This window comes from Parasutterella sp. (genome assembly GCF_057870745.1).
On record NZ_DBMALT010000004.1, the window covers coordinates 58,457 to 83,889 of the forward strand.

General features: G+C 50.8%; 29 protein-coding genes. 17 read left to right on the forward strand and 12 right to left on the reverse strand.

Going from position 1 to position 25,433, the window contains the following annotated elements; genetic code table 11:
- Genes ftsY through ACZND6_RS02175 form a run of 6 tightly spaced genes read left to right on the forward strand, consistent with a single transcriptional unit; the run spans position 1 to position 5,323 of the window.
- Positions 1-945 carry a signal recognition particle-docking protein FtsY gene (gene ftsY, locus ACZND6_RS02150; protein WP_293737509.1) on the forward strand — a complete coding sequence of 315 codons (945 nt, stop codon included), beginning with the start codon at positions 1-3 and terminating at the stop codon, positions 943-945.
- Positions 945-2,408 (forward strand): Ppx/GppA phosphatase family protein, encoded by a 1,464-nt coding sequence (locus ACZND6_RS02155; protein ID WP_293737510.1) that lies wholly within the window; start codon positions 945-947, stop codon positions 2,406-2,408. Before ftsY ends, ACZND6_RS02155 begins: the two co-directional genes overlap by 1 nt.
- On the forward strand, positions 2,405-3,058 hold the full coding sequence (locus ACZND6_RS02160) for an ATP-binding cassette domain-containing protein (RefSeq protein ID WP_293737511.1): 654 nt from the start codon (positions 2,405-2,407) through the stop codon (positions 3,056-3,058). The genes ACZND6_RS02155 and ACZND6_RS02160 overlap by 4 nt, the downstream gene beginning before the upstream one ends.
- Positions 3,055-3,909: a cell division protein FtsX gene (locus ACZND6_RS02165; protein ID WP_293737512.1), complete on the forward strand. Its 855-nt coding sequence runs from the start codon at positions 3,055-3,057 to the stop codon at positions 3,907-3,909. Before ACZND6_RS02160 ends, ACZND6_RS02165 begins: the two co-directional genes overlap by 4 nt.
- 30 nt (positions 3,910-3,939) lie before the next feature.
- Positions 3,940-4,860 carry an RNA polymerase sigma factor RpoH gene (rpoH, locus tag ACZND6_RS02170; protein ID WP_293737513.1) on the forward strand — a complete coding sequence of 307 codons (921 nt, stop codon included), beginning with the start codon at positions 3,940-3,942 and terminating at the stop codon, positions 4,858-4,860.
- Entirely contained in the window at positions 4,853-5,323 is a 471-nt protein-coding gene (locus ACZND6_RS02175; protein WP_293737514.1) for a tRNA (cytidine(34)-2'-O)-methyltransferase, read from the forward strand. The genes rpoH and ACZND6_RS02175 overlap by 8 nt, the downstream gene beginning before the upstream one ends.
- 74 nt (positions 5,324-5,397) lie before the next feature.
- On the opposite strand, the gene secB is transcribed toward ACZND6_RS02175, so the two are convergent.
- Positions 5,398-5,904, reverse strand: a complete 507-nt coding sequence (secB, locus tag ACZND6_RS02180; RefSeq protein ID WP_293737515.1) for a protein-export chaperone SecB — start codon at positions 5,902-5,904, stop codon at positions 5,398-5,400.
- Between the two features lie 48 nt (positions 5,905-5,952).
- Positions 5,953-6,390, reverse strand: coding sequence for a rhodanese-like domain-containing protein (locus ACZND6_RS02185; RefSeq protein ID WP_293737516.1), 438 nt, complete (start codon positions 6,388-6,390; stop codon positions 5,953-5,955).
- Positions 6,391-6,606: 216 nt separating this feature from the next.
- Here ACZND6_RS02185 and gpmA point away from each other — a divergent pair, with 216 nt between their 5' ends.
- From gpmA to ACZND6_RS02200, 3 genes are read left to right on the forward strand one after another with little or no spacing between them, the layout of a single operon-like run.
- Positions 6,607-7,356, forward strand: a complete 750-nt coding sequence (gene gpmA / locus ACZND6_RS02190) for a 2,3-diphosphoglycerate-dependent phosphoglycerate mutase (RefSeq protein WP_008810259.1) — start codon at positions 6,607-6,609, stop codon at positions 7,354-7,356.
- 11 nt (positions 7,357-7,367) lie between these two features.
- Positions 7,368-8,744 (forward strand): murein hydrolase activator EnvC family protein, encoded by a 1,377-nt coding sequence (locus ACZND6_RS02195; RefSeq protein WP_370749184.1) that lies wholly within the window; start codon positions 7,368-7,370, stop codon positions 8,742-8,744.
- 51 nt (positions 8,745-8,795) lie between these two features.
- Positions 8,796-10,286, forward strand: coding sequence for a S41 family peptidase (locus tag ACZND6_RS02200; RefSeq protein WP_293737518.1), 1,491 nt, complete (start codon positions 8,796-8,798; stop codon positions 10,284-10,286).
- Between the two features lie 64 nt (positions 10,287-10,350).
- Here ACZND6_RS02200 and slmA read toward each other — a convergent pair whose 3' ends face one another.
- Together slmA and argB are read right to left on the reverse strand one after the other, a co-directional pair.
- Complete coding sequence (gene slmA, locus ACZND6_RS02205; protein WP_293737519.1) at positions 10,351-10,950, reverse strand: nucleoid occlusion factor SlmA; 600 nt, start codon at positions 10,948-10,950, stop codon at positions 10,351-10,353.
- A 14-nt stretch (positions 10,951-10,964) separates the two neighbouring features.
- Positions 10,965-11,858, reverse strand: a complete 894-nt coding sequence (gene argB / locus ACZND6_RS02210) for an acetylglutamate kinase (RefSeq protein WP_300875560.1) — start codon at positions 11,856-11,858, stop codon at positions 10,965-10,967.
- Positions 11,859-11,952: 94 nt separating this feature from the next.
- On the opposite strand from argB, the gene ACZND6_RS02215 reads away from it, so the two are divergent.
- Positions 11,953-12,159: a heavy-metal-associated domain-containing protein gene (locus ACZND6_RS02215; RefSeq protein WP_008810254.1), complete on the forward strand. Its 207-nt coding sequence runs from the start codon at positions 11,953-11,955 to the stop codon at positions 12,157-12,159.
- Between the two features lie 67 nt (positions 12,160-12,226).
- Here the strand turns inward: ACZND6_RS02215 and dksA are convergent, their stop codons facing one another.
- From dksA to ACZND6_RS02245, 6 genes are all read right to left on the reverse strand, one after another.
- Positions 12,227-12,688, reverse strand: a complete 462-nt coding sequence (dksA, locus tag ACZND6_RS02220) for an RNA polymerase-binding protein DksA (protein WP_370648970.1) — start codon at positions 12,686-12,688, stop codon at positions 12,227-12,229.
- Positions 12,689-12,978: 290 nt separating this feature from the next.
- Positions 12,979-14,085, reverse strand: coding sequence for a CobW family GTP-binding protein (locus ACZND6_RS02225; RefSeq protein ID WP_293737522.1), 1,107 nt, complete (start codon positions 14,083-14,085; stop codon positions 12,979-12,981).
- Between the two features lie 152 nt (positions 14,086-14,237).
- Positions 14,238-15,464: a class I SAM-dependent rRNA methyltransferase gene (locus tag ACZND6_RS02230; RefSeq protein WP_370749187.1), complete on the reverse strand. Its 1,227-nt coding sequence runs from the start codon at positions 15,462-15,464 to the stop codon at positions 14,238-14,240.
- Positions 15,465-15,472: 8 nt separating this feature from the next.
- On the reverse strand, positions 15,473-16,150 hold the full coding sequence (locus ACZND6_RS02235) for a DUF484 family protein (RefSeq protein WP_293737523.1): 678 nt from the start codon (positions 16,148-16,150) through the stop codon (positions 15,473-15,475).
- Positions 16,147-17,001, reverse strand: a complete 855-nt coding sequence (dapF, locus tag ACZND6_RS02240) for a diaminopimelate epimerase (protein ID WP_293737524.1) — start codon at positions 16,999-17,001, stop codon at positions 16,147-16,149. The genes ACZND6_RS02235 and dapF overlap by 4 nt, the downstream gene beginning before the upstream one ends.
- Before the next feature lie 233 nt (positions 17,002-17,234).
- A complete protein-coding gene (locus tag ACZND6_RS02245; protein ID WP_293737525.1) occupies positions 17,235-18,131 on the reverse strand; it encodes a lysophospholipid acyltransferase family protein in 897 nt (298 codons plus the stop codon).
- Positions 18,132-18,353: 222 nt separating this feature from the next.
- Here ACZND6_RS02245 and metK point away from each other — a divergent pair, with 222 nt between their 5' ends.
- Entirely contained in the window at positions 18,354-19,544 is a 1,191-nt protein-coding gene (metK, locus tag ACZND6_RS02250; RefSeq protein ID WP_300875554.1) for a methionine adenosyltransferase, read from the forward strand.
- A gap of 91 nt (positions 19,545-19,635) precedes the next feature.
- Positions 19,636-20,931: a tryptophan--tRNA ligase gene (locus tag ACZND6_RS02255; protein ID WP_293737527.1), complete on the forward strand. Its 1,296-nt coding sequence runs from the start codon at positions 19,636-19,638 to the stop codon at positions 20,929-20,931.
- Between the two features lie 3 nt (positions 20,932-20,934).
- Here the strand turns inward: ACZND6_RS02255 and ACZND6_RS02260 are convergent, their stop codons facing one another.
- Positions 20,935-21,486: a 5-formyltetrahydrofolate cyclo-ligase gene (locus tag ACZND6_RS02260; protein ID WP_293737528.1), complete on the reverse strand. Its 552-nt coding sequence runs from the start codon at positions 21,484-21,486 to the stop codon at positions 20,935-20,937.
- 36 nt (positions 21,487-21,522) lie between these two features.
- Between ACZND6_RS02260 and ACZND6_RS02265 the strand changes: the two genes are divergently transcribed.
- Entirely contained in the window at positions 21,523-22,635 is a 1,113-nt protein-coding gene (locus tag ACZND6_RS02265; protein ID WP_293737529.1) for a tRNA nucleotidyltransferase/poly(A) polymerase-related protein, read from the forward strand.
- Here the strand turns inward: ACZND6_RS02265 and ACZND6_RS02270 are convergent.
- On the reverse strand, positions 22,609-22,800 hold the full coding sequence (locus ACZND6_RS02270; protein WP_293737530.1) for a DUF2905 domain-containing protein: 192 nt from the start codon (positions 22,798-22,800) through the stop codon (positions 22,609-22,611). The two genes, ACZND6_RS02265 and ACZND6_RS02270, sit on opposite strands and share 27 nt — an antisense overlap.
- A 43-nt stretch (positions 22,801-22,843) precedes the next feature.
- Here ACZND6_RS02270 and ACZND6_RS02275 point away from each other — a divergent pair, with 43 nt between their 5' ends.
- The 4 genes from ACZND6_RS02275 (at position 22,844) to ACZND6_RS02290 (ending at position 25,243) form a co-directional block, all read left to right on the forward strand.
- The gene (locus ACZND6_RS02275) at positions 22,844-23,233 is read left to right on the forward strand and encodes a dihydroneopterin aldolase (RefSeq protein WP_293737531.1); all 390 of its coding nucleotides are present in this window, start codon (positions 22,844-22,846) and stop codon (positions 23,231-23,233) included.
- Positions 23,234-23,242: 9 nt separating this feature from the next.
- Positions 23,243-24,148: a tRNA 2-thiocytidine(32) synthetase TtcA gene (gene ttcA, locus ACZND6_RS02280; protein WP_293737532.1), complete on the forward strand. Its 906-nt coding sequence runs from the start codon at positions 23,243-23,245 to the stop codon at positions 24,146-24,148.
- Positions 24,149-24,323: 175 nt separating this feature from the next.
- A complete protein-coding gene (locus ACZND6_RS02285) occupies positions 24,324-24,749 on the forward strand; it encodes a CBS domain-containing protein (RefSeq protein ID WP_489524353.1) in 426 nt (141 codons plus the stop codon).
- A gap of 14 nt (positions 24,750-24,763) precedes the next feature.
- Positions 24,764-25,243: a YbhB/YbcL family Raf kinase inhibitor-like protein gene (locus tag ACZND6_RS02290; protein WP_293737534.1), complete on the forward strand. Its 480-nt coding sequence runs from the start codon at positions 24,764-24,766 to the stop codon at positions 25,241-25,243.
- The last annotated feature ends 190 nt before the right edge of the window (positions 25,244-25,433 follow it).

Sequence of the window (25,433 nt, forward strand, 5' to 3'; positions counted from 1 at the left end):
ATGAGTGAAACAAAAGAGAAAACGGGTTGGTTCGCCCGGTTAAAGCAAGGTTTAAGAAAAACCCAAGTCAACTTAGTCGGTATCTTTACCGGCGGTGTCGTAGATGAAGCGTTCCTGGAAGACCTGGAATTCCAAATGATTTCTGCCGATATCGGCGTGGAAACCAGCGCACTGATCCTTGAGCGACTGAGAGAAAGAATTAAGCTTAAAGGGCTTAAAACACAGGACGAAGTGAAGGTAGCCCTCAAAGAAATCATTGCAGATATCCTGAGGCCGTGTGAGGCATCCCTTAACTTTGACGAACATAAACCGCTCGTCATCATGATGTGCGGCGTCAACGGCGCCGGCAAAACGACGACGATTGGAAAATTGGCCAAGCACTTTGCGCAGCTGAACAAAAAAGTTCTGCTGGCAGCGGCGGATACCTTCAGAGCGGCGGCCCGAGAGCAGCTTGCCGTTTGGGGCGAGCGCAACCAAATCGAAGTGATATCACAGGAAAAAGGAGATCCTGCTTCGGTGGCCTATGACGCTATTTCTTCCGGCCGTAAAAAAGGCATAGATATCGTAATGGTGGATACCGCAGGAAGACTGCCGACTCAAACGAATCTTATGAATGAGCTCGCCCGCATTCGTAAAGTTCAGGGAAAGGCTATGGAAGGAGCGCCGCACGAAGTGATTCTGGTGCTCGACGGTACAAACGGCCAGAATGCATTGATGCAGGCTAAAGCGTTTGATGAAGCTGCCGGACTTACCGGTTTGATTATCACCAAGCTCGACGGCACGGCCAAGGGCGGCGTTCTTGTGGCTTTGGCAAATTCTCGAGAAAACCCGCTGCCGATTTATTACATCGGTGTCGGTGAGACCATCGACGATCTTCAGCCGTTTAAAGCGGATGAATTTGCGGCTGCGCTGGTGGGCTTGGATCAGATCGGCGGGGCCAAATAATGAAGCTTGCAGCGATAGATTTGGGAAGCAACAGCTTCCGGTTAGAAATTGCTCGAGTTGAAGGCGAGCGCATCATCACCGAGGGCAGCTGGAAAGAAACCATACGATTGGCGGCCGGCATTGATAAAGACGGCAATCTGACGCAGGAAGCTCAGGACAGAGGTCTCAATGCTTTAGCGCGTATTGCGGAAAAGATTCGCGGCTTGCCGAGAAACCATATCCGTGCTGTCGGAACTCAGACGCTCAGAGCAGCAAAAAATTCTCAGGAATTCATAGAACGCGCAGAAAAAATTCTGGACTGCAAAGTTGAAATCCTTCGAGGGAAAGAAGAGGCGAGACTCGTATTCCAAGGCTGCAGTTTCGCTCTCCCGCCTTCTGATCAAACACGATTGATTGTGGATATCGGAGGCGCTTCGACGGAATGCGTGATCGGGCGCGGCCACGAAATGATCGACGGTGAATCTTTTCACGTAGGCTGTGTCAATACCTCCGTGGCATTCTTTAAAGACCGTAAAATCACAGCCCAAAGCATGCGGCGCGCCATCCTGTCAGCGGCTTCAGTGCTGGACGGAAGCGAATATAAGTTTGTTAAAGGGAACTGGCAGGAAGCGTACGGTTCCTCCGGGACGGTCAGCGCAGTTTCTTCTATTCTTGCTGCACTCAAAATTACCGACGGGTCCATCACACTTTATGCGCTCGAGCAGCTCAAAGATAAAGTAATTCACGCAGAAAGCATCGATAAGATAAAGTTTGAAGGCCTGAAGGAAGACCGCAGAGAAGTCTTAGCCGGCGGCATCGCGGTATTGATCGCAGTCTTTAATAAGCTCGGAATTGACGTCATGAAAGTTGCCGACGGTGCACTTCGTTACGGCATTTTGTATGACTTAGCGGGCAGAAAACTGCAGCGCGATCCTCGAGAGGCTTCCGTCGAGCGAATGATGAATGCCTTCCACGTGGACAAAGAACAAGCCAAACGAGTCGGAGATATTGCAGTGAACCTTCTTAAGAGCATGTCTTCGCATGTCTCCGAGGACAGCGTAAGGTTCCTGAGATGGGCGGCTGATTTGCATGAAACAGGTTTAACCCTCTCGCGCAGCGATTATCATAAACACAGTGAATATTTGATCAAAAACAGCGATATTGCGGGCTTTTCCAGACCTGAACAGGAGAAATTGGCTGCCCTGGTTCTCGGGCACCGAGGAAACCTGAAAAAAGTTGAAATGCTGCTTGCGACCAAACAGACCGCCGAATTGCTGTTCTGCTTACGGATAGCCACTATTGTTGCGCATGCCCACCAAGAGATAGAGCTGCCGAAACTTGAAGCTACTTTCCATGGACATTCTTTCTGTCTTTATGTTCCGAGGGCGTGGCTGAAGGATCATCCCGTGGTCGAGTATTTGCTTGAAGAAGAAAAGGCTACATGGGCCAAAGTTGATTACCAGTTTGACTTGTTAGCAAGATGAAGACGATAGTGAGAATGGTCGACGTTCCGATCAACGATTGGAATAACCAAACCAAAGGAATCGTGACGCTGGAGGTTTCGGACGGAGAGTTCGTTCTCCTCCGAGGCCCAAACGGTTCGGGTAAGTCGTACCTTCTCAACTTAATGGCCGCTTTAAGAGTTCCTCGCGTGGGCGAAGTATTTCTTGAGGGCAAACGTCTGACGAAGATGCGTGAAGGCCAGAAGAGAGCATGGCGTGCCGGGCTGGGTCTTATTCCTTCGGAACCCGTTCTTTTAAACGGCTACACTGTTTTGGAAGGCCTGGTCTTAACGGCCCAGCTTTTGGGAAAAAACGCAGCTGATGCCCAGCGCAACGCATTGGAAAGTGCCTCCCTCTGCGGTCTTGATCCTTATTTAAACGCCCGGGCAGAGAGTCTTTCGGTCGGTGTAAAAAAACGCGTTGTTATCGCTCGTTCGCTGGTCAACCAGCCGCGGCTGATTCTTGCGGACTCTCCGCTGGAGGGACTGGACGATCAGGCACAGGAGGAATTTCTCTACATTTGCACCAAACTCAGCCAAGTCGGTTATCCGATTGTGATGACCTCAAGTTACCTGCTTCCGTTTGAGATTGCGGCGCTGCGTTGTGTTGAGCTCTCAGGAGAGAAAAGATGATCACGATGCGGGACCGTGTGCGCAGGCCGATTCAAGCCAACATAAAGCGTTTTATTTTTGTTGTCGTGGTTTTCTCTCTCGCGCTTTGTCTTTTGGGACAGATCGCCCTGAGTTTTTACTGCTTCTACGACAGCCATCGCGGCGTCATGGGAGACGAGGTCAGTGTCTTTTTAGACTCTTCCCTAACGGATGCTCAGCGCAAAAAAGCTCAGGATCAGATCCGCGCGCTTGCGCCGATTACCGAACTCAGAGAAATTAAACCGACGGACGTTTTAGAAAAAGATATTTTGAAGCTCGTCGGGGACAGAAAGAAGATCCCGACGATATTGGCTCTTCAATTTCCTTCGGACACCCGCTACATCGATATTGAAGGGGCGGTTAAATCTATTGAAAAAGTCAGAGGCGTTGAAGGAGTGACGGCCAATCTCGAGTGGATTAAGAAACGTCATTCGCTCAGAGAGGCGATTGCGCTCGGTATGTTTGCATTCGGGGCTCCGGCGGCTACTTTAGTCTGCCTGCTGATATTTCAAAACTCACTTAGGCTCTCCGCTTTTTTACGCAGTGAAAGAGAGCTTCTTTTAATGCTGGGAGCAAGCGACTGGGCCGTGCGCGGGCCGCAAATGATTGCAGCCGCCGTGAGCTCTGTACTCGGCTGCGTTATCGGCGGCGTGCTGCTTTTAGTGACAACGCTGGCGTCTGTTCCACTGCTGGAAGAAGCTTTTGAACTTACTCTGATGCCGCATTGGTCTGTTTTTGCCGCTGTTTATCTTTCTGTGTCTTTGGTGACGATCTTGCTAAGCGTGATCGTTTCGTACTTTATCGCCGGGGCGACAACCCCTCGGACGTTCTAAAGCTTGACTTGAGGATTACAATTTTCCTCGATGACAACAGATGAAAAGAAAAAGAGCCCGAGCACGGCTCTTGCCCCCTACAAACCGACCCCGCTTGCGATTCCTGATGCGTCACTCGGTTCTCTGGAGGAATATATCCGGGCAGCGAATAAAGCTCCGATCCTGAGTGCCGAACGTGAGCACGAACTGGCTGTGAGGCTTCAGGAGCACGGAGATATGGAAGCTGCGGGCGAGCTGGTGATGTCGCACCTGCGTCTTGTGATTTCCATCGCGCGTCAATATCAAGGCTACGGGCTTCCGTTCGGTGATTTGATTCAAGAAGGGAATATCGGCTTAATGAAAGCCGTCAAACGTTTCAATCCGAACAACGGAGCGCGTTTGGTGACTTTCGCAATGACTTGGATTAAGTCTGAAATTCAGGAGTATGTCCTTCGCAACTGGCGCCTGGTTAAAGTTGCCACCACAAAGTCACAGCGCAAGCTGTTCTTCAATCTGCGCAAGTTAAAGGACGACACTAAACTTCTCGGTACCAGTGAAGCGGAAAAAATTGCCGAAACGCTGGATGTGAAGCCGGCCGAAGTTTTTGAGATGGAAAAGCGCATGCTGGGTTCGGATGTAGAAATTGACGAACCGAGCGGAGGCGCAGAAGAGGGCACCGCGCCCTCCGAGTGGCTTACGGACGAACGGGATACACCTGAAAACACGATCGCCCGCGGTGCCTATGAAAACACCATCGAAAATCTTCTTCCGGAAGCAGTCAAGAAGCTGGATGACCGCTCGAGACGCATTATTGAGGCTCGCTGGCTGTATAACGATCAGGACGGCAGCAAAGGCGCGACGCTGGCAGATCTTGCCAAAGAAATGGGCGTGAGCCAGGAAAGAGTGAGACAGCTGGAGAAGAAGGCTTTTGCGACCTTGAAAACTTATTTGAAAGAAGACAAGGATGTTTAATATTGTTTTAGTGCACCCGGAAATTCCGCCGAACACCGGAAACATTATTCGTTTGTCGGCGAATACGGGATGCAAGCTTTATCTGATTGAACCTTTAGGTTTTAACTTTGAGGACAAGCATATGAAGCGGGCAGGGCTGGATTATTGGGAATATGCGGACATTAAGCGTTTCCCCAATTACGGAGCTTTTCTTGAGGCAGAAAAGCCTGACCGCAGCCGAATGTTTGCCATGACAACCAAAGCTCAGCAGCTGGTTCAGGAAGTGATCTTTCAGCCGGGAGACTGGTTTGTTTTCGGCTCTGAAGGCTCGGGTCTTCCTCAGGATGTGAGAGCCTTATTCGATTCGGCCCATATGGTCCGTCTGCCGATGCGTCCTCACAATCGCTCCCTAAATCTTTCAAACTCCGTAGCCATTACCGTCTATGAGGCCTGGCGCCAGTGCGGTTTTGAAGGCGGAATCTAATCTAAAGCAGCAAATACTAAAAAAGCCGTCCTCAAATCGATGGGGACGGCTTATCTAGCGAGCGGGACAGCTGATTACTGAACGGTTTTTTCTTCAGCTGCAGCCTGCTGCTCCTGCATTCTCTGAGCAAAGTAGGCTTCAAAGTTGATTTCGCCCAAGTAGACCGGCGGCATGCCTGCACGGGTCAGAAGGTCGGAAACATTGCTGCGGAGGTACGGATAGATTGTGGACGGGCAGGTAATGCCGAGAACCATGGTCTTGTGCTCTTCCTGGAAGCCTTTCAGAAGGAAGATGCCGGCCTGTTTGCATTCAACCAGGAAAACGGTTCTTTCTTCATTGTTGATTTTGGTCTTAGCCGTGACAGTTGCACGAACGACAACTTCATAGAGGTCAGGCTGGGCCAAACCATGTTCGGAGACGTCGAGCTGGATGTCAACCTGAGGAGCTTCAGGAGCCAGGAAGATCTCGGGAGCATTGGGCATCTCGAGAGAAGCGTCTTTCAAGTAGATGCGCTGAACGGCAAACTGGGGAGCTTCTTCCTGAGGTGCGGCCTCGGGAGCGGTGTTTTCGTTTTCTGCCATTTTTAATCCTTTACAGATAAGTAGAGTTAAGTTGTAGATTTAGAGGGCTTAAGCCTTTTTCTTCTTGTTGCTGCGGCGATTGATTTCCAACCCTGTCAGCGGGAGCTTAGCCGCCTGCCAGGCAACGAGACCGCCTTCCAGGACGTAGACGTCGGAAAAGCCCTTGCTCTTGAACTGTTTGAGTTCTTGCTGAGCACGTCTGCCGTTTTGTGTAATGAGAATAACCGGGCGATTTTTATCTAGAGTGTCGAGACGGGAGACCAAATCGGCAGCCGGAATATTCACCGCGCCGGCTAAGGAACCCTTAGAGAATTCGTTGGACGTTCTGACGTCGACAAGCTGTGCGTCTTTGTCATTGACTTGGATGACGACTTCGGCAGGACTTAATCCTGAATTTTTGGATTTGGAAAGAGACGGAAAAGCCAAAAGAATTGCTGAACCTACGAATGTAATGATCAGCAGAATGTTTTCAGTAATGAAATCCATGTTCGAGAGAAGCAAAAATAGTAAACCTTGGGTCCTCAGGCTAAGCCTTGAGGATACTAAAGAGGGGATTATATCCAACTGCTCTCCCTAATCCAAATAAATATTTGAATCGCTGAGACTTAGAAGAAGTTTTTTCCGGCTTGTTTCTTGCACGGGTGTTTGGACGTCCTGCACTGCTAAAATTATTCTTTTGTCAGTACTTGCTTGGAAGTGACCATGTACAAAATCGTTTTAATGCGCCACGGCGAAAGCCAGTGGAACCTCGAAAATCGTTTTACAGGCTGGGTTGATGTTGATTTGACGGAAAAAGGCCGTGAAGAAGCTGCCCGCGCCGGTGAAATCTTAAAGGCAGAAGGTTACGAATTCGATCTTTGCTATACCTCCGTGTTAAAGAGAGCCATCCGCACGCTGTGGATTACGCTCGATAAGCTTGATGCCATGTATCTTCCAGTCATCCATGACTGGCGCCTTAATGAACGTCACTACGGCGCACTCCAAGGATTAAACAAGAAAGAAACAGCGGCTAATTTCGGTGACGAGCAAGTGCTGATTTGGAGACGTTCTTACGATGTTCCGCCTCCTGCCCTGGAAAAAGACAATCCCATGTGGCCCGGATTTGATCCGCGCTACAAACATGTCCCTGCCGAGGAGCTTCCTTTGACCGAGTGTCTGGCAGACACCGTAGCCCGTGTCGTTCCCTACTGGGAAAACGAAATTGTCCCGAACATTAAAGCGGGCCGAAAGATTTTGATCACTGCCCACGGCAACTCTCTGCGTTCTCTGATTAAGCATCTGGACAATATTTCCGATAAAGACATCGTGGGTGTGAATGTTCCGACTGCCGTGCCTTTGGTCTATGAACTTGATGAAAATATGCGTCCGATCCGCAGCTACTATTTAGGCGATCAGGAAGCCATTAAGCAGAAGATGGCAGCAGTAGCGGCACAGGGTAAGGCCGGTAAATAAAACTCATCCTGATGAGAATTCGTTTTTCGGCAGCCACGGCGGTTTTTCTCGCTTTGGCTGCCTTTACTTTCCAGTCTGTTTCTGCGGCGCCTGAGCCGCAGGGACGATCTGTGCCTGCAGTCAAGCAAACAGCAAAAGCCAGAACTGCACAAAAACAGATATCTAAGAAAGCCTCAAAAAAGACGGCAGAGAAATCTGCTGTGCGTAAGGCCAAAAGCTCCTCAAAGGTCGCTTCACGCGGTTCCTCTGCCGATAAGACAGCAATAGAAGCGCGCAGAGCAGAAACACAAAACCGTATTGAAGAGGTGCGTTCTTCTATTTCGCAGAAAAGCTCTGTCAAGAAGAAACTTGAAGCAGAGATGAAACAGTCGGAAGTCAAAATCCGACAGGTTCGGCAGTCACTGCAGAAGCTGCGGCGAGAAAGAGCAAAATCCGAACGGACGCTAAAGAGCCAGGAAAAGACTGTGATCGGTCTGGAAAACGAACTTTCTCACGAACAGAAAATTCTTGAAGAAATCAACCAGCAGAGACTGGAGCTGCTGACTCAGCAGCAACAGCCGCAATGGGCCGCCTCAGATCCAAACCAGAAGGCTCGAACCCACATGATGCTTTCTTTGCTGGCGAAAAAGTCGACGGAGTCCATTCAAAGACTGGAAAAAAATCAGAAGGAACTTGGGCGGGCCCTCCAGCGCTCGAAGCGAACCAGCGATTTACTTCAGAAGACATTACAGGAAGAACGCAGCGAACAGACTCGTCTCACCAAGGAGCGCAGAGATCGTCAGTTAACAGCGGCAAAACTTAATCGAGAACTTGCCTCGCAGACAATGACGCTTAAGCGGCTTCAGAATGACGAAAAACGTTTAGGCAACCTGGTCGCTTCCCTTCAGCGGAAAGAGGCAGAGGCAGAGAAAGCAGCTCAAAGAAGAGCAGCTGCCGCGGCGAAACGCAGCGGCAAGCAAACCAAGACGGCGTCTGCGCCGGCTCCTCGGAAATCTCTTGCGGCCTCGGGAGCTCGCATGAATCCGGTGCCGGGCAAAGTCGTGGCGCGTTTCGGAGAGAAGCGCACCGTCTCCGGAAAAACAGACCGCTGGCAGGGGACCGTATTCAGCGTCACTCGTGATGAGGGTGTACACGCCGTGCGGGACGGCAAGGTGGTCTTTGCCGATTACCTGAGAGGCTACGGAAACCTGATTATTTTGGATCACGGCGCCGGTTACTTTACCGTCTACGGCAACAACGCGACGCTGGAAAAGGATATCGGAGACAGAGTTAAGGCCGGTGATGTGATTTCTCGAGCCGGGAAAAATGAAGGCGCGGTTTCGGTTTTGTATTTTGAATTGCGTCACAATGGGAAACCAATTGACCCAACGGGTTGGCTTAATATTTGATAGCCTTACAATTCTTTGATTAATAGAAATATTTTAAAGAAATCAAAACTTATGAAAAATAGCGTACGCGGTCTGCTTCTTGTGACCGGAGGCATGATTGCCGGAGCACTCATCAGTGCCTCACTCGCCGCCCCCGAGAGGGCAGCCAGAACGGTTCTTCCTCTCGATGAAATCAGACAATTCACTGACATCTACGGAGCGGTAAAGCAGTACTACGTTGATCCGGTTGAGGATAAGAAGCTTATGAAGGAAGCTATCTCCGGCATGCTTCAGGGCCTCGATCCTCATTCTGCTTACCTTGATGAAAACGCTTTCAACGAACTTCAGGAAGGGACGACCGGAGAATTCGGCGGTTTGGGTCTTGAAGTCAGTTCTGATCCCTCCGGAGTGAAAGTTATTTCTCCGATCGACGATACGCCTGCGGCTCGCGCTCATATGCGCGCCGGAGACATTATTTTCAAGATTGACGGGAAAATCGTTAAGGATCTCCCGCTCAATGATTCCGTGAAGATGATGCGCGGAAAGCCGGACACTCCGATCGAGCTGACCGTGCTTCGCAAAGGTTCTTCAACTCCGATTACAGTCAAGCTGATTCGTGCCGTGATCAAGGTCAAGTCGGTTAAATCGAAGGCACTTGACGACCACATGGGTTATATCCGTGTCTCTCAGTTTCAGGAGCGCACAGCCAGTGAGCTTGCAAAAGCGCTGGATGCTCTGAATAAGAGCGGCAATCTGAAGAACGGTTTGGTGCTTGACCTTCGCAACGATCCGGGCGGATTGCTCAATGCCGCGATCGGTGTGTCTGCCGCTTTCCTTCCGAAGGGAACGCTCGTTGTATCCACCAAGGGTCAAACAGCAGACGCTAAGAAGGAGTTCCTGACGACTCCGCAGGATTATCAGGTTGTGCGCGAAGATGCGGCGATTGCCAAGCTGCCCGCGATTACTAAGACCATGCCGATCGTCGTTCTTGTGAACGGAGCCAGTGCAAGTGCCAGCGAGATTGTGGCCGGCGCCCTTCAGGACCATAAGAGAGCCACGATTATGGGTACGAAATCCTTCGGAAAGGGTTCCGTCCAAACGGTGATTCCTCTTCGCGGGGAAGCGAAAAATACCGCAATTAAGCTCACCACTGCCCGCTATTTCACACCGAGCGGCCGCTCGATCCAGGCAAAGGGTATTTCTCCTGATGTTGAGGTCAAAGATACGGCCGAAGGAAACTTCCTTGACCTTGACATTCGTGAGGCAGACCTGGCGAACCACTTAGAAGTGCCGGAGGCTAAAGATGACAAGACGAAGGCAGCCAAGCCTGCTTCGGAGGTCAAATCGGATGCGTCCGGCATTAAAGAAACTGTAGAGCCGATTTCTTCTAAGCCGAAAAAAGCGCCCAAGTTCTATAAGTACGGAGATCCTGATGACTATCAGCTCAATCAGGCAATCGCCTACCTGAAGAAAGAAGACGCGAAGAAGGCGCAGCCTGCTGCCGGCACTCAGGAAATCCAGCTGGAGGGCGGCATTAAGATGAAAATCGAACCCGTGAAATAACAGGAATCTTCACAAAACATAACGGCCTCGGGAAATCCGAGGCCGTTATGTTTTAAGGCGAGAATTATGCTCCGAGGATCAGATAGACCTGTTTCTCAGGATCAACGACGCCGCCTGAGACGTCTCCCTTAGCAAATCTCAGCCAGTGCCCTAGAACTAGGGCAACCAGCATATTGGCGCGGGTCAGAACATCATAGCTTTCCGGAACCTCCTGCTGGGCGACGGCGAGTCTTAAAGACTGTTTGAAGACGGCCTGCAGCTGTCCGTAAAATCTATTGAGTTCCGCCTGCAAACGGCGATCTTCAGAGGTTAACGAGTCTCCGCAGAACAGAAAAACAAGTCCGGGCTCTTTGGCTTTTATGTCAATGAGGGCTAAGAAGAGCTTTTTAGCCTGCTCCAATCCGGAGTATTCCGACGAGGAGATATTGTTTACGGCGGTCATGACATAGTTTTCAGCAAAGCCGATGATCTCTTCATACATTTTGGCTTTGCTCGGGAAGTGGCGATAAAGCGCCGCTTCGGACACTCCGATAGCGGCCGCCAAGGACTTTGTCGTGATGTGTTTATTCTCCGACTCCGTCATCATTCGGACGAGAGTACGCAGAATTTCAAGTTTTCGGTCGGAGGATTTTTTTCTGCTTTTTGTTTCTGTTGAGGCGTCCATAAAATTCTTTCGGTCTAACCTTTAATCATCGTGCCTACACCCTGCGGAGTCAAGATTTCCAGCAGCAGGCAGTGATCAACGCGGCCGTCGATGATGTGGACGGCTTTTACGCCGTTTCGTGCTGCTTGAAGCGCGGAGGAAATCTTCGGGTACATGCCGCCCGAGATTGTACCGTCAGCAAATAACGCGTCAATCTCCTGAGAGGTGAGGCCCGTGATTAAGTTTCCTTCTTTGTCCAACACTCCGGGTGTATTGGTCAGCATCACCAATTTTTCAGCTTTGAGCGTTTCGGCCATTTTTCCGGCGACGACATCCGCGTTGATGTTATAGGAGAGTTCATCGTCTCCGACGCCGATCGGGGAAATCACAGGAATAAAGGCGTCATCCTGGAGCGCTTTGACGACGGCCGGATTAATAGATTCAATTTCGCCAACCTGGCCCACGTCATAGAAGACTGTCGGATCGTGGATGTCCTGCAGCTTGAGTTTTTTTGCGCGGATCAGACCGCCGTCTTTGCCCGTTAAGCCGACAGCCTGGCCTCCGAAGCTGTTGATCAGCGTGACTAAGTCACCTTGGACCTGGCCGCCCAAGACCCATTCAACGACTTCCATGGTTTCTGCGTCGGTGACGCGCATACCTTGGATGAATTCACTTTGCTTTCCGACACGCTTCAGCGCGTCGCCGATTTGAGGACCGCCGCCGTGGACGATGACAGGATTCATTCCGACGAGTTTCAGAAGCACGACATCACGGGCGAAAGCTCTCTGCAGCCTTTCCTCCGTCATAGCGTTGCCGCCGTATTTAATCACAATCGTCTTGCCGTGAAATTTTTGAATAAAGGGAAGAGCCTCTGAAAGGATTTCCGCCTTTAACTGCGCGGGAACAAACTGACTGTTAAGTGTGTTCATTAAATTAGATCAACAAAATGGGTTCAAAGTTAGTGAATGGTATCACCGTGGAAGACTAGAATCCTCAGGGAGGATACGTATTGGAGTAAATCATATGGAACAAAGTTTTGAACTTAGCGGTGTTCACTGCATGCATTGTGTTGCTCGCGTCAAGAAGGCGTTAGAGCCTCTCTGCGAAAAAGTTGAAGTGACGCTGTCTCCAGCAATTGCAGTCGTGACTGTCAAGGAGCCGCTGAAGATTGAAGACGTCAATGCTGCTCTCGCAAAGGCGGGCGACTACTCGGCAACGCCGCTGAATTAACCTCGCTAAGCCAAAAGAAAAGCCGGACCTCCTCGCGGAAGCCCGGCTTTTGAACTTTTAGGCCGTATTAGTTACCGTACAGCTTCTGGCGAAGTTCGCGTCTCTGCTGAGCTTCCAGAGAGAGCGTTGCGGTAGGACGGGCCAACAGACGGGGAATACCGATAGGGTCGCCTGTCTCTTCGCACCAGCCGTAGTCGCCCTTTTCCAGGCGCTGGAGGGCTTCCTGAACCTTCTTCAGCAGCTTTCTTTCTCTGTCGCGAGTTCTTAGTTCAAGAGCATGCTCTTCCTCGATCGTGGCGCGGTCAGCCATGTCGGGAATGATGGTGTTGTCACGCAGATGTTCTGCCGTTGCACCGGCGTTGCTGCGGAGCTGAGCTTCGCGTTCACGTAAAAGATGCTTGAAGAAAGCCTGCTGTCTTTCGTTCATGTAATCGGACTCAGGCATATTGAGAAGCTCAGCCTGTGTCGGAATTACGATGCCGTCGACAATGATTTTTTCCTCAGAACTTTTTTCGTAGTTGTTCATCAGGAATTCCGCAGCCTTCTGCGCATCCTCGACCGATGTGTTTTCTCCGGTTCCGTCTTTAGCTGACTGAACGAGAGGAGCAAGTTCTGCAGCTTCCTTCAAAGCTTTATTGCAGGCGGCAGCCTTAGAAGCCTTAGCTTCTTTGACAGCCTTTGCAGGTGCCGCAGCTTTAGCGGCGGTTGTCTTCGCCGTTGCTTTTACAGCCTTAACTGTCTTTGCCGGTTTATCAGTTTCGACAGTTGTTTTCTTTTTTGTCGCCATTGAATACATCTCCTATAGGCAGTCAGGTTTGGTTAAGCCAAGCAAGTTTCCAAGCCTTGCATAATCGCCTTCTTTGGGAGGCGGCGGCCGATAAATACCATTTTTGTAGACGGCTTTGTGTCGCCCCAGGGCTTGCCCAGGTCAGCCGCCATCAGCATATGCACACCCTGGAAAATCATTTTCCTATCCGTACCTGTCATATAAAGCACCCCTTTATAGCGCAGCATATCCGGTCCGTAAACTTGGGTGAGCGTTCTCATGTAGTTGTCGAGCCGAGCCGGGTCAAACGGTCTGTCGGACTCGAATACGAAGGCAGCGATTTCGTCATCATGACGTGCATGATGATGGTGGTGGCCGCATTCGCAGTGATCGTGGTCATGATCCCCGCACTCACAGTGATCATCATGATCGTGATGATCGTGACAGCCGCAGGTGCAGCCGTCTTCATGATGGTGATGGTGCTCTCCCTCTTCATGAGCTTCTTTTAAGAAGTCGGGGTCCAATTCAAGAACGGAGTCGAGATTGAAGCCGCGAATGTCGAGAACTTCCTTAATATCGACATTTCCCATGTTGCACTCGACGATCGGTGCACGAGGGTTCATGTGATGAAGACGATCGGACAAATCCTCAATGACGGAGGGCGGAACCAAATCAACTTTGGAGAGGAGGATTCGATCGGCAAATCCGACCTGAGCCTGGGCAGGAGCCTGCTCATCCAATGTTCTCGGAGCGTTAACCGCATCCACAACCGTGATGACGCCGTCAACCATGTAGAACTGAGCGACTTCTTCATCCATGAAGAAAGTTTGAGCAACGGGGCCGGGGTCTGCAAGACCGGTCGTTTCGATGATGACGCGGTCAAAGTTGGCTTTTCCTTCCTTTTTACGCTCCATCAGACGGATGAGGTTTTCAGCCAGGTCGCCTCGAATGGTGCAGCAGATGCAGCCGTTGTTCATCGTAATGATTTCTTCATCTTCGCTTTGAACGAGAAGATCATTGTCGATGCTTTCTTCACCGAATTCGTTTTCGATGACGGCTATCTTTTGACCGTGTTCTTCAGTGAGAATACGGTTAAGAAGCGTTGTTTTACCTGCGCCCAAAAAACCGGTAATAATTGTGACCGGAATTAAGTCTTCCATAGCTCCTCCGAGCATTAATAATAGGTTCTAAATCACAAGCAACCATTAAGGGAAAATGGGTTATACAGCAACCCAGCCCAGATTGCAATAGTTTTTTTGAATTTCAAGAAGTTAAAAGGCAGAAAAGTTAAACTTTTCTGCCTCTTTCGGGACTAGACCGCGCCTCGGGAAAGGAGGTGCAGACCCTTCAGGTATTCACCCTCAGGGTGAGTCATCAGCAGAGGATGATCTATCCCCGCTCCGAGACGCTCCATCATCCAGGCTTCTACGCGCGAGTCGATGACAGCACCTGCCACGATTTTTTGGAACAGGTCGACGTCAATGGCGCCCGAGCAGGAGAATGTCAGGAGCTGTCCGCCCGGGGTCAGAATGCGAAGACCGTTGAGGTTGATGTCTTTGTAGGCGCGAGCTGCTTTGTCGACGTGGTGGTGGCTGGACGCGAACTTAGGAGGATCGAGAATGACAAGATCAAATTGTTCTCCTCTGTCGCGGAATTCTCGAAGTGCTTCAAAGACATTTGCTTCGATCCATTTCATCGAGCCGTCATCGAAACCGTTGCGTTTGGCATTTTCCTGAGCCATCTGCAGCGCGTCGGCAGAGGAATCGATGGACACGACCTCTTCGGCGCCCCCGGCTTTGAGCGCAAGGGAAAATCCGCCGGTGTAGCAGAAGCAGTTAAGCGCTCTCATGCCTCTGCCGTGCACGCGTTTGAATTCCTCAGCCAATCTGCGGGCCAAAGCTCGGTTATCGCGCTGATCAACGTAAAAGCCGGTTTTGTGGCCCATGCGAACGTCGACGCCGTACTTGATGCCGTCTTCTACGATTTCGACTTCCTGAGGCGGCTCTTCGCCCTCAAGGACCTCTTTGCGTTCCGGGAGACCCTCACGGGCTCGGGTAGCGGCGTCGGAACGGTCATACACCTGAGAGCAGCCGGTGTATTTCACCAATGCCTGACCGATCACAGAGCGCCAATACTCGACGCCTGCGGACTGAAACTGTGTGACGACCTGGTTGTTGTACTGATCAACAATGAGCCCGGGGAGGAAGTCGGCCTCTCCGAAAATCAGACGAATTGCGTTGGTGCGGGATCTCAGGCAGCTGCGAGCCTCGATCGCTGCTTTGACTCTGGCTTCAATCCAGGCGGCATCAATGACATCTTCTTCTTGGAAAGACCAGCAGCGGGCACGGAGCGCTGATTCGGGAGAATAAGCGCCCCAAGCTAAAAATTTCCCTTTACTGTCTTGAATCCTGACCGTCTCACCGCTCTTCGGTTTTCCCAGTACTTTGGAAACCCCGGTTGCATAAACCCAGGGATGACGGCGAAGGAGCGCACGTTCCTTGCCGGGTTTAAGGATGATCGTAGGAATTTGATTCGTCATGGAAATACTCAATTGATCAAAGGAGTTAATGCTGTTTCGGCAACCTTAGCTGCCATCTTTAAAAACTTAGGAGACGTGCCTCGTGTGAATTTCTTTTCATCCGCATCGCACAGGCAAATCATTCCGAATACGGTTCCGGTATGACCGCGCAGCGGAAGAATGAGAACGCCGCGTGTTTCAACGGGGTCGATCTTGAGCCAGTGGGCGACTTCGTCACCGTAATTTTCGCCTAAATAGAAATTTTCGATTGAACCCAAGGCAGCTTCCACGTCCGGCCCCAAGCGTTCTGCGAACGGGAAGAAAGAGAAGTTGGGTTTCACCGGCCACAGACGAAGCAGCCCGTGAGCGGCCTTAAATTCAGAAATGAAGAAGTTCAGGACGAGGTTAGGAATCTCAACCTGCGAATGGCAGGCGAGCAAATCGGTCGCAAAGCGAATTATTTCTTCGCTTTTTGCCTCTGAGTTAAGAGTCGCTTCCCAGAGTTTGCGCTCTTCCTCTCTAATTCGGCAGGAGGAAAGTGCGGCTTTTAACGCTTCGTTCTGACATTCCGCGGGCGTGCGGCCTCCGTCCGGTGATTGACCGGGCAGGCTGAGATGCAGGAAGAGATCCGGATGCCGTACAAAGAAATCAGGATTGGATCTTAAGTAGTCAATGACAAAGTCGACTACAGTTTGATTTTCGCTCATTTGATTTCAATCTCGCTGTCAAAAACGGTTACGGCCGGGCCGAAGAGTTCGACGTCTTCGCCTTCTCCTTCCCAAGATAAACGGAGATCGCCGCCTTTATTGTGGGTAAGAACCGGGGAACTCAGAGCTCCTAATTCAATCGAAGTGGCGACAGCAGCGCAGTTGCCAGTGCCGCATGCAAGCGTCTCGCCGGCGCCGCGTTCCCAAACTCGAACGTTGGCCTCATGTTCGGTAATCGGCTGAATAAATCCGACGTTCACTCGGCGGGGAAACGCCGGATGATTTTCGATAAAGGGGCCTAATTCTCCGACCGGTGCGGTCTCGATGTCGTCTGGGATAATGGTTACGTGCGGATTGCCCATTGAGCAGATAGAGAACCAAACCAGTTCACCTTTATAGCGGACCGCCCATTGTTTAAAGCCGCGGATCTCACGAGAGGGCAGTCCCTGCGGATTGAAAGGAAGGGAGGAAGGCTCGAAGGAAGGGGTGCCCATGGAGACACGCACCAGCCCGTCCTCTTTGAGTTCGAGCTCGATGATGCCCTTCATGGTCTTGGCACGGATACGTTTTTTATCGGTCAGGCCTTTGTTATAGACAAACTTTACGAAACAACGCGCACCGTTTCCGCATTGCTCGACTTCTCCGCCGTCGGCGTTAAAAATACGATATTTAAAATCAGCTTCCTCGGACTCTGCGGGCTCGACGACCAAAATTTGGTCGGCACCGATTCCGAAATGCCGATCGGCCAGGAAGCGCAGCTGCTGAGGCGTTAACGAGAAAGGTTCTTTGGTGCAGTCCAAGACAACGAAGTCGTTTCCGGCTCCATGCATTTTAGTGAATTTGATCTTCACGGCTCGCCCGATAAAAATAGTTAGACCTTACATTCTGACATTCTCTTTCCGACAATTAAAGGAAAGAGTCTCTTTTCTTCGGCGTTCTCAGAATCATGGCCTTGAATTTCTCCGACAGCTGCCCGAGAACGAATCTTGCCGACTTCTCTACCGTACGCCTTTTAGAAGTATCTATAAATTAGCAGGCTTCATTTCGGGACAGCAGGCTGCCGCGTGAAAAATAAGGTAAATATTTAATAAACCGAAGGCTCTCCTTCCGGACGAGTCTTAAAGCGGCGGTGAGTCCACAGGTATTGATCCGGATGCTTGAGAATAAATTGTTCCAGTTCTTGATTTAGGCGCAGCGTATCGGCAGTAGCATCGTTTGTCGGAAAGTTCTCCAGAGGCTTAGATAAGTGCATGGTGTAGCCCTCGGGCGTGGTTTCCGCAATGCCCCAAATCACCTTGGCGCCGGTTAACTTTGCGAGCTTAGAAACCATGGGGAGCGTCGCAGCTTGGACCCCGAAAAACGGCACAAAAACAGAGTTGCGGGCTCCGTGGTCCATATCCGGAAGATAGTAGAAAGGCAGGGATGCTCTAAGCGCACGGATGACTTCTTTCATCGCCGAGTTGGACTTCGGGATGAGCACGGGATCGGAGAAGCGTTTTCTGGCGTCAAAAGCCCACTTATCCCAGACCGGATTTGATTGGGTCTGATATAGAGAGGCGCCGCGCACGAATGTGTTCATAGCGATACCGCCTGCATCCAAGCCGACAAAATGAGGAGCAACGATGATGACTTTATCGGTCTTGCAGAGGTCTTCAAATTGTTCTTTGCCTTCGAACTTAACCATTTCCAAAACCTGGGCTTCGGAGCCTTTTGCGAGAACGCTGTGATCAAGCGCGGCGCGGATAAGGTTGCGGAAGACGCCTTTTGCGGTATCGGCGCGTTTTTGTTCGGACCACTCCGGGAAGCAGAGACGAAGGTTCGTCAGAGCAATCTTTCTGCGTCTTGCAAGCACATACCAGGTGACTGAGGCAAGAAAATTAGCTAAACGTGTGCGGCTTGACTGCTTCCAGCCGGCCATGCCGTTGACAAGCGCGACACAGGTCTTGGAGATGAGTAAATTCAGTGCGGATTTCTTTGCCATGGATCAAAATTAAGCTTCTGTAAACAAAAGGTTGCTAAATTCTCAAGCAAAGGACTTCTCCTGCTTGATAATCGCAAGTCAGAGGATTATAGTTCTACGTTCGCCGAGTTAAAGGACAACTTGCGGGGCGATTAACAAATTCCGCTAAAGCGTCCGGAAGATAGCTTCCGCGACGCTGCCTCCTATTGATGATTTTTAGAAAAATTTTCGGAGTCAGCTCTTATGAACAAGTCTGCAAAAGAATACCTTTTTACTTCGGAGTCCGTATCCGAAGGCCATCCCGATAAAGTCGCCGACCAAATTTCGGACGCCATTCTCGACGCTATCCTGGAACAGGATCCGACCGCTCGAGTTGCCGCTGAAACTCTGTGCACAACCGGCACGGTCATGCTCGCCGGCGAAATTTCGACCACCGCAAATGTGGACTACACCAAGATCGTTCGCGACACCTTGAAGCGTATCGGTTACGACGACAGCAGCTACGGTATTGACCATAAAGGCTGCGCCGTCTTGGTTGCTTATGACAAACAGTCTCCCGACATCGCACAGGGCGTCGATAAAGCTCAGGACGATCCGCTTGAAAAAGGCGCCGGTGACCAGGGTTTGATGTTCGGCTACGCCTGTGACGAAACAGACGCGCTGATGCCTGCTCCTATTTATTACGCTCACCGTCTGGTGGAACAGCAATCTCTGATGAGAAGAACCGGCGAGATGCCCTATCTTCGTCCGGACGCTAAGAGCCAGGTGACGATGCGTTATGTGGACGGCCGTCCGGTTTCCGTCGAAACCGTGGTTCTTTCCACTCAGCATGCCCCTGAAATGAGTGAAGGCGACAAGATGAAGCCCGAATTCGTTCAGGCAGTGATCGATAAGATCGTTCGTCCCGTGTTTCCGCCCGAAATGCTCAAGGACACGAAGTTCCTGATCAACCCGACCGGACGTTTCGTCGTCGGCGGACCTCAGGGCGACTGCGGTCTGACCGGCCGTAAGATCATTGTGGATACATACGGCGGTGCCTGCCCCCACGGCGGCGGTGCTTTCTCCGGCAAGGATCCCACAAAGGTAGACCGCTCTGCCGCTTATGCCTGCCGTTATGTTGCTAAGAACATCGTTGCCGCCGGCTTGGCAAAGCAGTGCCAGATTCAGGTTGCGTACGCTATCGGTGTTGCCAATCCTGTGAACATTACGGTTTACACAGAAGGTACCGGCGTCATTCCGGACGAAGAGATTGCCGAACTGGTCAGAGAACATTTCGATCTGAGACCGGCCGGCATTATTAAGATGCTGGATCTGCAGCGTCCGATCTACTCCAAGACTGCTGCTTACGGTCACTTTGGAAGAGAGGAACCGGAGTTCACCTGGGAGCGCACCGATAAAGCCCAAGCGCTTCGCAAAGTGGCCGGTTTAGCCTAATTTCTCCTTCAAATCAGTCCCCGGAGTCACGCTCGCGGGGACATTTTTTTATAAGATAAACAATTCGACTTCTTGCAGAAAAGGAAACAAGATGACAGTACGCGTTTTAACCGGTGTGACGCCAAGCGGCACACTTCATCTGGGAAACTACGTCGGCGCTATTCGTCCGGCGATCCAGAAAAGCCGGGCTGAAGGAACGGAAAGTTTTTACTTCTTGTCTGACTATCATGCTTTGATCAAGACAAGCGATCCGGATCGCGTTGAGAAGAGCCGTATTCAGATTGCCGCAACCTGGCTCGCCTGCGGACTGGATCCCAAACGCGTGCATTTTTATCGTCAGAGTGACCTTCCTGAGACGCTGGAGCTCAACTGGATTTTGAACTGTGTGACGTCTAAAGGCCTGATGAACCGAGCTCATGCCTATAAAGCGAAGGTCGAAGCCAACGAAGCCGCAGGCGAAGATCCGGACAACAACGTGACCATGGGACTGTTTTGCTACCCGATCCTGATGGCTGCGGATATTTTGATTTTCAAGGCTAATTTCATTCCTGTCGGCCGCGATCAGATCCAGCACATTGAAATGTGCCGAGACATCGCTACCCGATTCAATCAGATGTACGGAAACGGAGAGGAGATCTTTCCGCTGCCCGAAGCACTGATCGATGAAGACACGGCGATCCTCCCGGGATTGGACGGCCGCAAGATGAGTAAGAGCTATGACAACGTCATTCCTCTGTTCGAAGGCGGAGAAAAGGCTCTACGTGAAGCGATCATGAAGATCGTGACGGACTCAAAGCTTCCCGGAGAACCTAAGGATCCGGAATCGACTTCTCTTACCGCTATTTACGATGCGTTCGCAACGCATGAGGAAAGAAACGAATTCCGCAAAAAGCTGCAGGAAGGTCTCGGCTGGGGCGAAGCCAAAGAAATCGTTTTCGAAAAAATTAATTCCGAAATCGGTCCGATGCGTGAACGCTACGAAGCTTACATGAAAGAGCCGGAAAAGGTAGAGGCGATCCTTCGCGAAGGCGTTGAAAGAATTCGCCCGATGGCCCGGGCGCTCGTGGATCAGTGCCGTAATGCTGTGGGCTTAAGGACCTTCAAACCTCTGCAGGCAAAGAAGGCAGCCGTAAAGGCTAAGAAGAGCAAAGCCTCTCTGAAGCAGTATCGGGAAAAGGACGGACTGTTTTACTTCAAGCTCGTCAACGGCCAGGGAAAGACCTTGCTGACTGCCGGCGGCCTTCCTTCCGGTAAAGAGGTCGGCGCTCATCTCCAGAGCTTTAAAGCCTCCGGTCTCGGAGCGCTGAAGGATATTTTCTGCCAGCTCGATGCAGAAGCGACCGAGGCTGAAGTTCAGTCCGCACTTGACGAACTGACTCAGGAGTAATGGTTAGAAGCGGGAGAAACCTTTATCCGAGATGACAGCATTAAGCTTGGCGTCAAAGGACTGCGCTTCAAAATCTAAACTACAAAATTCGGAGAAGCAGATGCCGACGGTAAAGGGCTTCTCCGCACACGCAGAAAGGTAGCGGTCGTAGTAACCGGCTCCGTAGCCGAGCCGGTATCCGCCTTTATTTATGGCAATGCAGGGGACAAGCAGGAGCGGGGGCTCGAAATAAATATCCGATGTCGGTTCCGGTACATTGAAGCGTCCGATCTTTAGAGGCCGAGCAGTATCCCAAAATGCAAAACGCATGATTTTTCCCTCGGTCACCGGAAGAAAAACCTCACGATTTGAGTCTGCACTGAGCCATCTTTTTAAGACCTGGGAGATGTCAGGTTCGGAGCCGATAGGAAGAAATGCGCCGATTGTCTGTACCTCGACGGTATCCAAGAAAGAACCGAGGAAGCGGCATAAAGCACTGTTTAACTCCGCGCGTTTTGTCGGACTTAGGGCATTTCTCTCTTTTAAAACTCGGGCGCGTTCACTTTTCTTATCCATACTATGATCGATCCTGCAGTACCTAGGAACTAAGTTATGTCTCTCAAGAAATACATTGTAGGCGGTTGGGTAAGAGACAAGCTGCTGACGGAGCTTGGACACCCCATGCAGAGCAACGACAAAGACTGGGTCGTCACCGGGGCGACGCCGGAAGAGATGCTCAAATTAAAGTTTGTTCCCGTCGGTAATGATTTTCCTGTGTTTCTGCATCCGAAGACGCACGAGGAATATGCCCTTGCGAGGACAGAGAGAAAAAGCGGGCACGGGTATAAAGGCTTTACTTTTTTTACTGATTCGTCCGTCACGCTGGAGCAGGACCTTCTGCGAAGGGACCTGACCGTCAACGCAATGGCGATGGATGAAGAGGGACACCTCATCGATCCTTATGGCGGTTTTGAGGATTTAAAAAAAGGCCTTCTGCGACATGTCAGCGCTGCATTTGAAGAAGATCCTCTGCGGATTTTGAGAGTGAGCCGTTTTCGAGCAAAGCTGCCGTGGTTCCGAATCGCTGAAGAAACCGAGACGATGTTGAGGCGCATGGTAGAAAGCGGCGAAGTGGATGCTCTGGTGCCCGAGCGTGTCACTGCTGAGATTCGTAAGGCGCTGAAGGAGACGAAGCCCTCGGTCTTCTTTGACGAACTTGAAGCGAACGGCTTTATGGGTCGGGTCTATCCGGAATGGAAGCAAACGGACTTTTCCCGCAGTCTGCTTGACAGCTTAGCGACGGGTTCTTCCGAAGAAGAAAAATTTGCAGCTTCGGTTGCGTCCGTAGATCCGGACAAACTTCCGGCTTTGCTGGAGGCGCTCCGAATGCCTAAAAAGCTGACGGAGTTTGCAATTCTTTTCTCAGAAAGCCTGCGAGACGGTTTTGAAAAAGCTGCTGACGGCAAAGAAGTGCTTTCCGTTCTTCGCCGTAAGGACGCGCTGCGTCGGCCGGAGCGGTTTGCTCAGCTTTTGCTCCTGCTTAAAACAGCTCATCGTATTGATTCAGAGGGAAAATGGCTGGCGTCTGCCGAGGCGGTTCGATCAGTTGACTTTAAGTCGATTTCGGCGAGCGCAGCGGATAAATCTCGGATTCCTGCGTTAATAGAAGAAGCCTCGGTTCGAGCCATTAACGAGGTATTAGATAAACTTGCCGATCAGCATTAGTACCACGGCGATGAGAATGGTGCTTGCTAATGGGATTTGGATCGGATGGCCGAAAATCTTGAAGTTAAGATCTCCGGGCAGTCGCCCGATTCCAAGCTTCTGAAGCCATGGAATAGCAGAAGTAAGGACGCAGAGTCCGATGAAAATAGTCAATATCCAGCGCATGGAAAGATTTTGACACATTAATAAGGAATAGAGGAAGTTCAAAGTGGATTTGGATCCGATGCTTATTTCTGGAAAATATTGGAAGATCAAACTGAATCGCTACGAAACGAAGGCTCGGATCGGTGCGTATCAGCACGAGAGACTTCTTCCTCAAAGATTAAGATTGAACGTCTCCGTGTACGTGGAGAAGGGGGCGGCGCCGGTCAATGAGCTCTCGGAAGTTTTTAACTACGACAGAATCATTGAAGCCATCGAAACAGTTGTTCAGGGAGGCCACATTGATCTGCAGGAAACCCTGTTGGAGAGAACAGCCGAACGCCTGCTGGCATGCCCCGAAGTGGCTGCAGTTCAGATCGGCAGCGAGAAACCCGATGCATATTCAAAGGCCGAATCTATCGGAGTTGAAGCATTTTTTAGTAAAGACAAGGATTAAGACTGAATAATGAAACCCGTCAAAATCGAAGAGCTTAAAGATCAAACGGAACAAAACATTTCGACTCCGGAGGTGAGCGCTTCCGGGGCTCCATCCGAAGAGAAGAAAGAGCGTTTGTCGTTTGAAAACAGAAAACTCGAGAAGCGCTTGGTTAGACTCTGCGCCCAGGCGATTACGGATTTCAATCTGATCGAAGACGGAGACAAAGTAATGGTGTGTGTCTCCGGCGGAAAGGATAGTTATGCATTGCTGGATGCACTCGTGCGTCTGCAGGGGCGAGCTCCGATTCACTTCGAGCTGCTGGCATTTTGTCTGAATCAGCATCTTCCTGATTTCCCTTTGGATCGACTCATTGCGCACCTGGAGAAGATCGGAGTCCCGTATCACATTGAGGACCAGGATACGTTCTCCATTGTGAAGTCGAAGTACTCGGACAATCGAAATCTTTGTTCGCTTTGCTCGCGCCTGAGAAGAGGCATTATTTATCGGGTTGCAAGAGAGCAGAAGTGCACGAAAATCGCGCTGGGACACCACTTGGACGATGTCGTCAGCACGCTGATGCTGAACATGTTCTACGGCGGCCGTCTTAAGTCCATGCCCCCGAAGCTGTTAAGCGATGCCAAAGAGCACATTGTGATTCGTCCGCTTGTGTACTTGCGTGAGAAAGACTTGGCGCGCTGGTGCCGCATCAAAGGCTACGATGTCATCCCAAAATTATGCGGCGCTGATGACGTATGCCGCCGTGAAATGAAAGAGATCATCCAGAGGATGGACAGGGAGACGCTGGGAAGAGTTGAGAACATCTTCCGCAGTCTGACCCGAGTCGCTCCGTCACATTTACTGGATCAAACACTTTTTGACTTTAAGGATCTGGAAAAAGAACGCATTACTCCGGAAACACCGGAGGAGGTTTAGCGCGAAGATCCGTGTTTCCGAGCGGTCCTGCAGGCCTTTTAGGCCGTTTTGGTTTGGTATGATACCGTGTTGAGGGTGAGTGCCCGAACCCTTATAAAGATCAAATACATAGCATAAGGGCAGTAGGTTTTAGCAAGAGGTATAGATGCGAGCTCGTTCTATCAAAATTATCGATTTGTCAGTACATACAGTTGCCACAATTCCGCTGGGAACTTCTGTTTTGGATTGTTCTAAAGCCATGCGAGCTCTTCATGTAGGAAGTCTGGTTGTCATCAATGACGACAGACAGCCGGTCGGAATGATCACTGACCGTGATATTTGCATTGAAGTCGTGGCATTAGAGAAAGATCCGAAAGGATTGAAAGTTGAAGATGTCATGTCTGCTCCCGTTTGCACCGCAAGCGCCGACGAAACCGTTGTCGATGCTTTAGCAAGAATGCGCGAGCAGGGCATTCGCAGACTGCCGGTTGTCGACAAGGACGGCAAGTTGTGCGGTATTGTTACCGCAAACAATATCGTCGAAGAGATTTCCGAACAGCTGGACAGCATTGTTCGTGCCATCAAGTCCTCCAAGACCCGCGAACAGTCTGTGAGACCGTAAGAAGGAACTGAGGGATGGAGAAACTTGAAATTCTGTCTCCGACATTTGCGACGGGGGCACCGATCCCGAAAGAATTCACTCAACAGGGGAGCGATATGTCTCCTCCGCTTGAGATTATCAATATTCCCAAAGGCACACAGTCTTTAGTTCTCGTGTGTGTGGATCCGGATGCGCCGGATCCTGAGGCCCCTAAGCTGACTTTTGTTCACTGGGTAGCGTATAACCTTCCGCCTCAGAACCTCTCCATTCCGGAAGGGGCAGATCTCGAGAGCCTTTTTCCCGGCTCCAGCGAAGGCGTAAACGGCAGGGGCACTGTGGGCTACATCGGCCCGAAGCCTCCGATCGGAACGCACCGCTACTTCTTCAAAGTGTTTGCGGTTGATACAGTTCTCAGCTTTAATGAACCGCCTGAGCTTAAGGATGTGTTTAACGCCATTGACGGGCGTGTCGTTCAAATGGCCGAGACCATGGGAACATACAAACTTCAGCTTTAGAAGTTCCGTCTTCAGAAAAACCAAAAGGCCGCGACTGCGGCCTTTGGCGTCACTGCGCCGCTTTAAGCGGCGCCGGATTTATTTCGATTGGCTCTGTTCAGAGTAAGTATTGATATTAGTTGTCGCGCCTCCATTTAAGGGGTATTTTTAAGTTAAGGAGGTACCCTATGTTTACCACAGCAGTAGATAA

Bases quoted from the DNA above. Each gene is read 5' to 3' on its own strand.
- ftsY (WP_293737509.1), top strand. From the start codon at position 1: ATGAGTGAAACAAAAGAGAAAACGGGTTGGTTCGCCCGGTTAAAGCAA.
- ACZND6_RS02155 (WP_293737510.1), top strand. From the start codon at position 945: ATGAAGCTTGCAGCGATAGATTTGGGAAGCAACAGCTTCCGGTTAGAA.
- ACZND6_RS02160 (WP_293737511.1), top strand. From the start codon at position 2,405: ATGAAGACGATAGTGAGAATGGTCGACGTTCCGATCAACGATTGGAAT.
- ACZND6_RS02165 (WP_293737512.1), top strand. From the start codon at position 3,055: ATGATCACGATGCGGGACCGTGTGCGCAGGCCGATTCAAGCCAACATA.
- rpoH (WP_293737513.1), top strand. From the start codon at position 3,940: ATGACAACAGATGAAAAGAAAAAGAGCCCGAGCACGGCTCTTGCCCCC.
- ACZND6_RS02175 (WP_293737514.1), top strand. From the start codon at position 4,853: ATGTTTAATATTGTTTTAGTGCACCCGGAAATTCCGCCGAACACCGGA.
- secB (WP_293737515.1), bottom strand. From the start codon at position 5,904: ATGGCAGAAAACGAAAACACCGCTCCCGAGGCCGCACCTCAGGAAGAA.
- ACZND6_RS02185 (WP_293737516.1), bottom strand. From the start codon at position 6,390: ATGGATTTCATTACTGAAAACATTCTGCTGATCATTACATTCGTAGGT.
- gpmA (WP_008810259.1), top strand. From the start codon at position 6,607: ATGTACAAAATCGTTTTAATGCGCCACGGCGAAAGCCAGTGGAACCTC.
- ACZND6_RS02195 (WP_370749184.1), top strand. From the start codon at position 7,368: ATGAGAATTCGTTTTTCGGCAGCCACGGCGGTTTTTCTCGCTTTGGCT.
- ACZND6_RS02200 (WP_293737518.1), top strand. From the start codon at position 8,796: ATGAAAAATAGCGTACGCGGTCTGCTTCTTGTGACCGGAGGCATGATT.
- slmA (WP_293737519.1), bottom strand. From the start codon at position 10,950: ATGGACGCCTCAACAGAAACAAAAAGCAGAAAAAAATCCTCCGACCGA.
- argB (WP_300875560.1), bottom strand. From the start codon at position 11,858: ATGAACACACTTAACAGTCAGTTTGTTCCCGCGCAGTTAAAGGCGGAA.
- ACZND6_RS02215 (WP_008810254.1), top strand. From the start codon at position 11,953: ATGGAACAAAGTTTTGAACTTAGCGGTGTTCACTGCATGCATTGTGTT.
- ACZND6_RS02225 (WP_293737522.1), bottom strand. From the start codon at position 14,085: ATGGAAGACTTAATTCCGGTCACAATTATTACCGGTTTTTTGGGCGCA.
- ACZND6_RS02230 (WP_370749187.1), bottom strand. From the start codon at position 15,464: ATGACGAATCAAATTCCTACGATCATCCTTAAACCCGGCAAGGAACGT.
- ACZND6_RS02235 (WP_293737523.1), bottom strand. From the start codon at position 16,150: ATGAGCGAAAATCAAACTGTAGTCGACTTTGTCATTGACTACTTAAGA.
- ACZND6_RS02245 (WP_293737525.1), bottom strand. From the start codon at position 18,131: ATGGCAAAGAAATCCGCACTGAATTTACTCATCTCCAAGACCTGTGTC.
- metK (WP_300875554.1), top strand. From the start codon at position 18,354: ATGAACAAGTCTGCAAAAGAATACCTTTTTACTTCGGAGTCCGTATCC.
- ACZND6_RS02255 (WP_293737527.1), top strand. From the start codon at position 19,636: ATGACAGTACGCGTTTTAACCGGTGTGACGCCAAGCGGCACACTTCAT.
- ACZND6_RS02260 (WP_293737528.1), bottom strand. From the start codon at position 21,486: ATGGATAAGAAAAGTGAACGCGCCCGAGTTTTAAAAGAGAGAAATGCC.
- ACZND6_RS02265 (WP_293737529.1), top strand. From the start codon at position 21,523: ATGTCTCTCAAGAAATACATTGTAGGCGGTTGGGTAAGAGACAAGCTG.
- ACZND6_RS02270 (WP_293737530.1), bottom strand. From the start codon at position 22,800: ATGCGCTGGATATTGACTATTTTCATCGGACTCTGCGTCCTTACTTCT.
- ttcA (WP_293737532.1), top strand. From the start codon at position 23,243: ATGAAACCCGTCAAAATCGAAGAGCTTAAAGATCAAACGGAACAAAAC.
- ACZND6_RS02290 (WP_293737534.1), top strand. From the start codon at position 24,764: ATGGAGAAACTTGAAATTCTGTCTCCGACATTTGCGACGGGGGCACCG.